Raw genomic sequence first — 2,233 nt, forward strand, 5'->3', positions numbered from 1 at the left:
TAGATTTTCCCTCCCTTAATTTCCCCTTCATTAATTGGAGTTGTAGCTTTCAGATCTCTGAGGAATAAGAAACTCAATATACTAACAATTCCTAAAAAAAGTGCGAGGCTTAAGAAGCCAAAAAGATAACTTCCAGTTATATCTTTGACATAGCCAAGTATAGTCGGGATAATAACAGTCCCTAAAAAAATTCCTGCTCCTGCAACTATTCCATTGGCTAAACCCGCTTTTTTATCTCCCACACTTTCAGCAGCTATTGTATAAGCAACAGATGCCCCTCCATATCCCAAAAGTCCAGATACTGGGAGTAACGCTGCTAACAAAATATAATTTTCTAAACTATAGACATAAGAAACTATAGCAAAAATTACAACTCCCGATAAATTACCGACTGTTATGAATATTTTCCGTCTTTTTAACTTGTCTGAATATATTCCGAATAAAAAAGCACCAAGAAATCCAGCTAAAGCAAATGTTGTACTGATGAACCCAGATAATTCAGCCGACCATCCACGTTCTTCAATTAGTATTGTAGGGATCCAATAAACAGCTAGACTGAATATACTAAACAAACCTATGAGATAAATAGTTGCACCAATTACGTTTCTATTAGTAAGTGTATTTATAAAATCCCTAATACTCAGGGAATTAGTATTGTCAGGATGTTCTCCCTTTTTTATAGGAGGATTTTTTAAACTTAAAGCTACAAATAAGCCTAGTACAATTAATACTATACTGGTCCAAAACATTCCCATTCTCCAACTAATTGCATTTAAAACAATTGCTAATAGATAGTTTGACATTAAAATACCAATACTATCTGTCCCCAACATAATGCCTAAACCTAAACCCGCAGAGTTGCTTTCTTTAAACCATAATAGGGCCATCGTATACGGAGCAATAATCATTAAGCCAATCCCTACTCCAAGTATGGCACGTGAAAATAAAAGTAAACCGAAACTTGGAGCAAAAGCAAAAACTAATTGCCCAATCGCTAGTATCCCAATTCCTACTAACATAATTTTTTTAGGTCCATATTTATCCACATAATGACCAGCAAAAGGTAGAGTGAGCCCGGCAGATATAGCTGCTATTGATGCAATTAAACTTATCTGAGTATAGTTAATTGAAAATTCTTCCATTAAATCAATTGTTATTATGGAATAGCCAACATAAGGTATAAACATAAATGACATAGCAAAAAAACTAATCCATAACGCTGTCCATCTCTTTTTATTATCCAAACTTTACGCCCCCCTATCATGTTTTCACACTAAAGCCTTTAAAATTCTACTTTGCTGTAAATCCACCATCTACAAATAGATTAGTTCCTGTAATATAGCTTGCATCTGGACTTACAAGGAAAACTACTGCTTTTGCCATTTCCACTGGTTTCGCCATTCGACCTATTGGATAATCTGCTAATACTGCTTCCAGTTCTTCCTTTGAGTACCAATCTATAAGTGGTGTTTCTGTTTCCCCAGGAGATATCGCATTAACCCTGATATTATGATTGGAATATTCTAAAGCTAACGTCTTTGTAAAGCCTGCAACAGCATGTTTAGAAGCAGTGTAAGCTGCTTGTTGAGCGTAACCAACGTCACTCACTGCAGATGCTGTATTCACGATAACGCCTTCTCCGTTCTTTAACATATATCTAAGTGCTTTTCGAGCCATGAGGAATACTGCATCCAAGTTCACGCTCATCAATTTCTTCCATTCTGTAAAACTAAGTTCATGTGTCAGTCGTCCCTCTAAAAATATACCAGCATTGTTAAATAGGATATCCACTTTTCCGTACGTCTCTTCCACCTTAGAATAAAGTTCATTTACAGCATATGGATTAGTTATATCTGCTCGTATGAACAATGCACTACCACGATCATCTTTGATCAGTTTTTCAATTTCTTTTCCTTTTTCTTCATTGATGTCAACGATAACCACCTTCGAACCTTCATTCGCAAATTGTAACGCAACTTCTCTACCAATTCCTGATGCCCCACCAGTTACAATCGCTACTTTTCCTGCTAATTGATTCATCGCTTATCCTCCTTTTTACTAGTTGCTAGATTGATAACTGATCCACTCTGTTTTCGTAAATTAATAGTTTATTGGTTTTTTTAGGCTTCTACGCACATTCCTCCATCAATGACGATACCCGAACCTGTCATATAGCTTGATTCATCACTGGCTAAAAAGAGAGCTAAATTGGCAATTTCTTCAGGTTTAGCAA

The 2,233-nt window shown here is 36.0% G+C and carries 3 protein-coding genes; all 3 read right to left on the reverse strand.

Annotated elements, in window-relative coordinates; translation table 11 throughout:
• The coding region (locus BLT18_RS17895) for an MFS transporter (protein WP_091277147.1) at positions 1 to 1,244 on the reverse strand (1,244 nt) is incomplete at its 3' end.
• A gap of 46 nt (positions 1,245 to 1,290) precedes the next feature.
• Positions 1,291 to 2,040, reverse strand: a complete 750-nt coding sequence (locus BLT18_RS17900) for an SDR family NAD(P)-dependent oxidoreductase (RefSeq protein ID WP_091277150.1) — start codon at positions 2,038 to 2,040, stop codon at positions 1,291 to 1,293.
• A gap of 80 nt (positions 2,041 to 2,120) precedes the next feature.
• Positions 2,121 to 2,233: SDR family oxidoreductase (locus BLT18_RS17905; protein WP_139184774.1), on the reverse strand; the 113-nt coding region annotated here is incomplete at its 5' end.

Origin of the sequence: Alteribacillus persepolensis (assembly GCF_900099605.1) — a bacterium.
Lineage (GTDB): Bacteria > Bacillota > Bacilli > Bacillales > Marinococcaceae > Alteribacillus > Alteribacillus persepolensis.

Excerpts from the sequence above, each read along its gene's own strand:
- BLT18_RS17900 (WP_091277150.1), bottom strand. The coding sequence starts at position 2,040 with ATGAATCAATTAGCAGGAAAAGTAGCGATTGTAACTGGTGGGGCATCA.